Source organism: Sphingomonas sp. OTU376 (assembly GCF_038440415.1).
Classification (GTDB): domain Bacteria; phylum Pseudomonadota; class Alphaproteobacteria; order Sphingomonadales; family Sphingomonadaceae; genus Sphingomonas; species Sphingomonas kyeonggiensis_A.
The window spans coordinates 74,648-81,513 of the sequence record NZ_JASATQ010000018.1 but is presented as its reverse complement, the minus strand read 5'-3'; the positions used below and the strand labels follow the sequence as shown (position 1 = coordinate 81,513).

Annotated in this window: 7 protein-coding genes; 1 reads left to right on the top strand and 6 read right to left on the bottom strand. The window is 69.9% G+C overall.

From position 1 onward, the window contains the following. Positions 1-21: 21 nt before the first annotated feature. The 3 genes from bktB to AAHM44_RS10115 are packed head-to-tail and all read right to left on the bottom strand — an operon-like array spanning position 22 to position 4,157. A complete protein-coding gene (bktB, locus tag AAHM44_RS10125; protein ID WP_342249896.1) occupies positions 22-1,203 on the bottom strand; it encodes a beta-ketothiolase BktB in 1,182 nt (393 codons plus the stop codon). Next, the gene (locus tag AAHM44_RS10120) at positions 1,200-2,087 is read right to left on the bottom strand and encodes an SDR family NAD(P)-dependent oxidoreductase (protein ID WP_342249895.1); all 888 of its coding nucleotides are present in this window, start codon (positions 2,085-2,087) and stop codon (positions 1,200-1,202) included. Before AAHM44_RS10120 ends, bktB begins: the two co-directional genes overlap by 4 nt. 12 nt (positions 2,088-2,099) lie before the next feature. Further along, on the bottom strand, positions 2,100-4,157 hold the full coding sequence (locus AAHM44_RS10115) for a 3-hydroxyacyl-CoA dehydrogenase NAD-binding domain-containing protein (RefSeq protein WP_342249894.1): 2,058 nt from the start codon (positions 4,155-4,157) through the stop codon (positions 2,100-2,102). A 70-nt stretch (positions 4,158-4,227) separates the two neighbouring features. Here AAHM44_RS10115 and AAHM44_RS10110 point away from each other — a divergent pair, with 70 nt between their 5' ends. After that, positions 4,228-4,959 (top strand): FadR/GntR family transcriptional regulator, encoded by a 732-nt coding sequence (locus AAHM44_RS10110; protein ID WP_342249893.1) that lies wholly within the window; start codon positions 4,228-4,230, stop codon positions 4,957-4,959. Positions 4,960-5,129: 170 nt separating this feature from the next. On the opposite strand, the gene AAHM44_RS10105 is transcribed toward AAHM44_RS10110, so the two are convergent. Genes AAHM44_RS10105 through AAHM44_RS10095 form a run of 3 tightly spaced genes read right to left on the bottom strand, consistent with a single transcriptional unit; the run spans position 5,130 to position 6,863 of the window. Next, a complete protein-coding gene (locus AAHM44_RS10105) occupies positions 5,130-5,864 on the bottom strand; it encodes an energy transducer TonB family protein (protein ID WP_342249898.1) in 735 nt (244 codons plus the stop codon). Positions 5,865-5,869: 5 nt separating this feature from the next. Beyond that, on the bottom strand, positions 5,870-6,286 hold the full coding sequence (locus AAHM44_RS10100) for a YbaN family protein (protein ID WP_342249892.1): 417 nt from the start codon (positions 6,284-6,286) through the stop codon (positions 5,870-5,872). Then, on the bottom strand, positions 6,279-6,863 hold the full coding sequence (locus tag AAHM44_RS10095; RefSeq protein ID WP_342249891.1) for a biliverdin-producing heme oxygenase: 585 nt from the start codon (positions 6,861-6,863) through the stop codon (positions 6,279-6,281). The genes AAHM44_RS10100 and AAHM44_RS10095 overlap by 8 nt, the downstream gene beginning before the upstream one ends. Positions 6,864-6,866 lie beyond the last annotated feature (3 nt).

Sequence of the window (6,866 nt, the reverse complement as noted above, 5' to 3'; positions counted from 1 at the left end):
TCCGCGGGTACCACGGCTACCTCAGACCCGCTCCACCACCAGCGCGATGCCCTGACCGCCGCCGATGCACATCGTCGCGAGGCCATAGCGCCCGCCCACACGCGCCAGTTCATGGACCAGCTTGGTCACGATGATCGCACCCGTTGCTCCCACGGGATGGCCGAGCGAAATGCCGCTGCCATTGGGGTTCACCTTGGCGGGGTCGAAACCGAGCGCATCGGAAACCGCACAGGCCTGTGCCGCGAACGCCTCGTTCGATTCGATCACGTCCATGTCCGCGACCGACAGCCCTGCCCGGGCCAGCGCCGCCCGGGTCGCCGGCACCGGGCCCATGCCCATGTAATCCGGATCGACCCCGGCATGGCCATAGGCGACGATCCGCGCCATCGGCGTCAGTCCGTGCTCGGCCACGGCCTTCTCGCTCGCCAGCACGACGGCAGCGGCACCGTCGTTGATCCCCGAGGCGTTGCCGGCGGTCACGCTGCCGTCCGCCTTGAAGATCGTGCGCAGCTTCGCGAGATCGGCCGCATTGGCGTCCGCCCGGACATGCTCGTCGACATCAAAGACCCTGGTTGCGCGCCCCGCCTTCACCTCGATCGGCACGATCTGTCCGTCGAACCGCCCTTCCGCGATCGCTCGTACTGCACGGGCATGGCTCTCCGCAGCATAGGCGTCCTGGCGGGCCCGATCGATGCCGTGGCGCTCGGCGACATTCTCGGCGGTCACGCCCATCAGCCCGCCGCCGAACGGATCGGTCAGCGCGCCGTTGAGGCCATCGACCAGAGTAGCATCGCCCATCTTCTGCCCCCAGCGGGTGGCCGGTGCATAATAAGGCGCGCGGCTCATCACCTCGGCACCGCCGGCCACCGCGATCTCGGCATCCCCGAGCATCAGCATCTGCGCCGCCGACACGATCGCCTGCACGCCCGAACCGCATAGCCGGTTGACGGTAAGCGCCGGCACTTCCTTGGGGATACCCGCCTCGATACCGGCCACGCGGGCCAGATAGGCGTCACGCGGCGCGGTCGGGATCACCTGGCCGAACACGACATGGCCCACCGCCTCCGGTGCCACGCCCGCGGCATCGAGCGCCGCCCGCGTGACCGTGGCAGCGAGATTGCCAGGCGCCTCGGCCCCGAGCGCCCCGCCAAAGGTGCCGATCGCGGTGCGCCGCGCAGCGACGATGAAGACCTCGGCAGTCATGCGCGCTCCATGCTGGCGGCGCGCGCCGACATCTCATACTGATATTGTTCCTCGCCGCGGGCCGGGATCACTTCCCCTGCCCGGTCGCCGACGGCATCCAGCCGATCGAGCAGCGTGTCGGCCACCCCCGCGCCATCGCCGAGGAACAGCCCTCGCGTCATGCTGACATGCGCCTGCTCGAAGCTGCCGGCGCCGGCCAGCAGGATCGCGCGGTTGGGGGCGTCCTCGGCCGCCAGCGCCACTACCGCCGGGCTCACCAGCGATGCGTCGAGCCCCGCCAGCATCTCTTCCGAATAGAGCCCGTTGGTCATCCCCGTCGCCGCGCTCGGCGCCAGGCTGTTGACCCGGATACCGTAGCGCTCGCCCTCGATTGCCAGGGTCTGCATCAGCCCGACCAGTGCCATCTTGGCAGCGCCGTAATTCGCCTGGCCGAAATTGCCGTAGAGGCCCGAGGACGAGGTGGTGAAGATGATCCGCCCGTAATTCTGGGCGCGCATCGTGTCCCACACCGCCTTGGTGCAGTGGACCGAGCCCATCAGGTGGACGTCGAGCACCAGCCGGAAATCGTCCAGATCCATCTTGGCGAAGCTCTTGTCGCGCAGGATGCCCGCATTGTTGACGAGGATATCGATCCGGCCCCAGCGCGCCAGCGTATCCTCGCACATAGCCTGGACGCCGGCGAAATCGGTGACGCTCACCGCCACCGCCATCGCCTCGCCGCCCTCGGCCTCGATCCGCGCGCAGACGGCGCGGGCCGCATCGCCGTTCATGTCGGCAACGACCACCTTCGCGCCGCGCTTCGCCAATGCGATCGCATGCGCCGCGCCCAGCCCGCCGCCGGCACCGGTGACGATCGCCACCCGGGTCGAGAGATCGATCCCCATCCTATTTTCCTTTCAGAGAGTGGCCGCATCGAGCGACGCGAAGGTGCGCCCCGAAGCCGCGAGTTCGACGAGCAGAGGCGCCGGCGCCCAGGCCCAGCCCTGCGGACCGGCGGCGAATTGTTCGATGCGTTCCAGCACCCTGGGCAAGCCGATCCGGTCGGCGAGATACATCGGCCCGCCGCGCTCGCCGGGGAAGCCATAGCCGTCGAGATAGACGACATCGATATCGACCGCGCGCCAGGCTATCCTCTCGCCGAGGATTTTCGCGCCTTCATTGACCAGGGCATAGATGCAGCGCTCGACGATCTCTTCGTCGCCGATCTCGCGCCGCTCGATGCCCAGCCGCGCGGATTCAGCAAGGATCAGCGCGTCGATCTCCGGGTCTGGCTCGGCGGTGCGTCCATCCGGATAGCGATAGAAGCCCGCCCCGGTCTTCTGCCCGAACCGCCCGAGTTCACAGACCAGATCGGGGATCTTCGAATAGGGCCGGTCAGGCTGGTCCACCGCGCGGCGCTTGCGGATGCTCCAGCCGATATCCTGCCCGGCCAGGTCCATCACCGCGACCGGCCCCATCGCCATGCCCCAGCGCTTGAGCGCACCGTCCAGCTGGCCCGGCAGCGCACCTTCCTCGAGCAGGTACCAGGCCTGGCGGAGATATTCCTCGAACATCCGGTTGCCGACGAACCCGTCGCAAACGCCGACCGCCACCGGGCTCTTGCCGATCGCCTTGCCGAACGCCATTGCCGTCGCCAGCGTCTCGGGCACGGTTTTCGCGCCGCGCACCACTTCCAGCAGCTTCATCACATTGGCGGGCGAGAAGAAGTGCAGCCCCACCACCCGCTCCGGCGTGGCCGTGAAGCCGGCGATCGCATCGAGGTCGAGCGTCGAGGTGTTGCTCGCAAGGATCGCGTCCGTCCGGGCAACCCGCTCCATGCCCTCGAACACCTGGCGCTTCACTTCCATGTCCTCGAACGCCGCCTCGATCAGCAGGTCGGCACCGGCAGCCGCATCGATCTCCGATGCGGCGGTGAGGGCAGCCAGACGGGCATCGGCGACATCCGCCCCGATCCGCCCCTTCTCGACCTCGCGCAGGATGGCTTTGGCGATCGTTGCGCGCGCCCTGTCGAGCGCCTCGGCACGCGGCTCGACCAGCACTATCTTCAGCCCCGCATTGAGCAGTGCCAACGCGATGCCGGTGCCCATCAACCCGCCGCCGATCACCGCGACCTGCCCGATCTTCCCCGGTTTCGCCTCACCCAGCCCGGGCACGCGCGCGGCAATCCGGCGGCCAAAGAAGGCGTGCCGCAATCCGCGTGACTCCTCCGAGCCCAGCAACTCGCTGAACAGATCCGCCTCGACCCGCAGTCCGGCGACGAAATCATGCGTCCCGATCGCCGCTACGCATTCGACGATCCGCCGCTGGGCCAGCGAGCGCGGCCTGGCAGCGGCCAGTGCCTCGGCAAGGTCACCCGGTGCCGGCATCTCGCCGGTGCGGCGCACCGCCGGCACCAGCTCCGCCAGGGCGAGCGCCGCCGCCTCGGCATCTCCCGTCACCACATCATCGACCACGCCTGCCGCCTTGGCCTGGGCACCGTCGAGCACACGCCCGCTCAGCATCAGCTCGAGCCCTGCCTTCGCCCCGATCAGGCGCGGCAGCCGCTGGGTACCGCCGCCGCCGGGCAGCACACCGAGCGTCACTTCGGTCAGCCCGATCCGGGCGTTTCCGGCACTGACCCGATAGTGGCAGGCCAGCGCCAGTTCGAGCCCGCCGCCCATGCAGACGCCGTTAATCGCCGCGACCACAGGCTTGGGCGAGGCCTCGATCGCCTCGATCATCGCGCGATTGGCGTCGATCTTCGACGGATCGCCATCGAACTCGGTGATCTGCGCGCCCGCACTGAAGATCTTCGGCCCGCCGCTGACGACGATCGCGGCCACTGCCGGGTCCGTCACCAGCGCGGCAAACGCCGCGGCGATCACCCCCACCCCGGCAACCGACTGGGTGTTCACCGGCGGATTGGAGAAGCGCAGCAGCGCAACCTTGTCCCGCCGTTCGACCTCGACTTGCAAAGCACCCCTCCCATTGGCAGCGTTGGGCTGCGACCTATCAAATGTTGGATTGTTGGACAAAGGGATTCTGATGGCACTTGGCAAGCTCACGATCGCGCGTGCCTATCAGGCGGTGCAGCAGGCGCTGGAGGAGGCGATCCTCAGCGGCGAACTGGCACCGGGCCAGCCGCTGCCGACCGAAACCGAACTGGCGGAGAAGTTCGGCGTGACGCGCCACACGGTGCGCGAGGGCATGCGTGCGCTCGAGCAAAGCGGCCTGGTGAAGCGCGATGCCGGGCGGCGGCTGCACGTCACGCGGCCGAAGCATGACGCGCTCGCCTCGCAAAGCTCGCGCGCGCTGATGATGCAGCAGGTCTCGTTCCGCGAGATCTGGGAAGTCGCGATGCAGCTCGAACTGCTGGCGATGGACCTGCTCGAGGGGCGGATCGACGATACACTGGTCGAGGCGCTGGAAGCCAATGCCGCGGCCATGGGCGAGGCGCTGGAGCGCGGCGAATCTATCTCGGCGCTCGACGTCGAGTTCCATGCGCTGATCGCCCAGGCCACCGGCAACCGCGTGCTGCTGATGTCCCGCGAACCGGTGTCGCTGCTTTTCTACCCCTCGCTCGACCGGCTGTTCACGCATCCGAGGACGCGCGATCGCTCGCCCTGGCGCATCCTCGAGGCGCATCGCGAGATCGTCGCCGCGCTCAGGGCGCGCGACCTGGCTACCGCCCGGCTATGGATGGAGCGGCATATGGCCGATTTCCGCCGCGGCTACGAACATGCCGGCTTGCCGCTGGATGCGCCGGTGGCGCCCTGAGCTCGCCAATCGGGTCATCTTCGTTTCGCCTGCCCCGGCACGAAGAATACGGAGCGTGCGGCCCTCGGGCAGGCGGATCGTCACCTGCCGGGCGGCTTGCCCTGGTCGGGTGCGGTGCGGTCTGACCGTCTTCGCCCTGCCCGCTCGCGCTCCTATCCGGCATCGCCCGATCAGCGGACGGTGAACTCCACGGGAACCGAGAGCTGCAGTTCGTCCGCCCGGTCCTCGGGGATCGCCGGCAGCGGCTGGGCGCGGCGGATCGTCTCCATCGCGGCGCGATCGAGCGCGGCATTGCCCGACGAACGGAGCAGCGCCGCGTCGAGCACCCGCCCTGCCCGGTTCATCCGGAAGCGCACATAGGCGACGCCCTGCTCGCGCCGCGCCCGGGCCGATGCCGGATAGCGGCGATATTTCTCGAGATGCGCGAGCAGCCGCGCCTCCCAGCTCGCCGGCGCATCGCTGGACATGCGCGGGGCCGGCGGCGCGGGCGTCGATTTGGGCGCGGTCGTCTCGGGCACCGGATCGGCATTGGGCGCGGGCTCGACCGGCGGCGCCGGCGCGGTCGGCTGGGTGAGCAGGTGGGGCACGATCACCTTGGGCGGCTCGGGGCGCACGGGCTCGGCCATCCTGCGCGCCTTGCGTTCCTCCTGCACCCGCCCTTCCGGCACTTCGCGAACCGGTTCGGGCGGCGCGGCGAGCGGCAGCAGCTCCACCATCATCGGTGCCGGCCGCGCCGGGATCGTCGCAGGTGTCGCCCAGCGCAGCACGGCAAGCGCGAGCATCGCCGCCGGCACGGCAAGCGCACCACCCAGCCCGATCGACCGCGTCCGCCAATCCTGCGCACGATAGCCCTGCCGCTGCACCGGCAGGAGCAAAGGCGACGCGACAACATCCTCCGGGAGCATCAGCTTCACGGCAGCCCCGCCCCGCTAGGCAGCGGTCGGGTGACAATCCACAGCGCACAGCCGCCCATCATCACGGCAACGGTGAGCGCCAGGGGCCAATGCGGCCGCGCGCCGAGCCAGAACAGGCCATAGCCGAGCGCGATCCCCATGCAGGCCGCCCGCTTCGCCCGCGCCGGGATCGCCCGCTCGGCCTGCCAGGCGCGGATCGGGGGGCCGAAGCGCGGGTGGGTGCGCAACCAGGCATCGAGCCGCGGCGAGGATCGGGCGAAACACCCGGCGGCGAGGATGACGAAGATCGTCGTCGGCATCAGCGGCACGACGATGCCGACACCGCCCAGGCCCAGGCAGGCGAGCCCGGCGACCAGCCAGGCCGCCCGCGTCGCGCGTCCGCCGCGCGGCGTTGCCGGTTCGGCGTCAGGCAAGGACGCTGTCGGCATGGCGCTGCACCCGGGCAAAGGCCGCCTTCGCCCCTTCGACGGCACGCGCCTCCGCTGCCTCGTCGAGCGGTATCGCGTCGAGCGCGGCGGTGAAGCTGCGCCACTGCGCGGCCGGCCCTTCCGGCGCCGGCGCCAGGTGTCGCGCGCCATGCGTATCGGACAGGCCAAGCTTCGCCGCCGCCTTGCGCAGCAGCGCCGCCCCCATGTTCGATCCTTCCGCGACATAGAGCCAGCCGAGCGCCGTGGCGGGGTCCACCTGGCCGGCCGCGAACGCCGGCGCATCGGCCTCCGCCTCGCCCAGTCCGAGATCGGCCAGGTCGGCTTCGATCAGCGGCAACCGGCGCCGGTCGGCCAGCCCGGGCAGCAGCGCGCGCATCGCGGGATCGGCGTAGAGCGCGTCGATGTCGCGGTGGAAACGCCGCTGCATCGCGACGAAGCGGACATAGCCGGGCAGGCTCTCGAACAGGCCGGCGTCCATGATCGAGCGATCGAGCCCGTCATGCACTTCCCGCGTCGCCTGCTTGAGCCGCTGCGATCGCGGCAGGTTCGTCACATCGGTCATCCA

What these genes read in the sequence shown, in the direction of transcription:
- bktB (WP_342249896.1), bottom strand. Translation starts at nt 1,203, where the DNA reads ATGACTGCCGAGGTCTTCATCGTCGCTGCGCGGCGCACCGCGATCGGC.
- AAHM44_RS10120 (WP_342249895.1), bottom strand. Translation starts at nt 2,087, where the DNA reads ATGGGGATCGATCTCTCGACCCGGGTGGCGATCGTCACCGGTGCCGGC.
- AAHM44_RS10110 (WP_342249893.1), top strand. Translation starts at nt 4,228, where the DNA reads ATGGCACTTGGCAAGCTCACGATCGCGCGTGCCTATCAGGCGGTGCAG.
- AAHM44_RS10105 (WP_342249898.1), bottom strand. Translation starts at nt 5,864, where the DNA reads ATGCTCCCGGAGGATGTTGTCGCGTCGCCTTTGCTCCTGCCGGTGCAG.
- AAHM44_RS10095 (WP_342249891.1), bottom strand. Translation starts at nt 6,863, where the DNA reads ATGACCGATGTGACGAACCTGCCGCGATCGCAGCGGCTCAAGCAGGCG.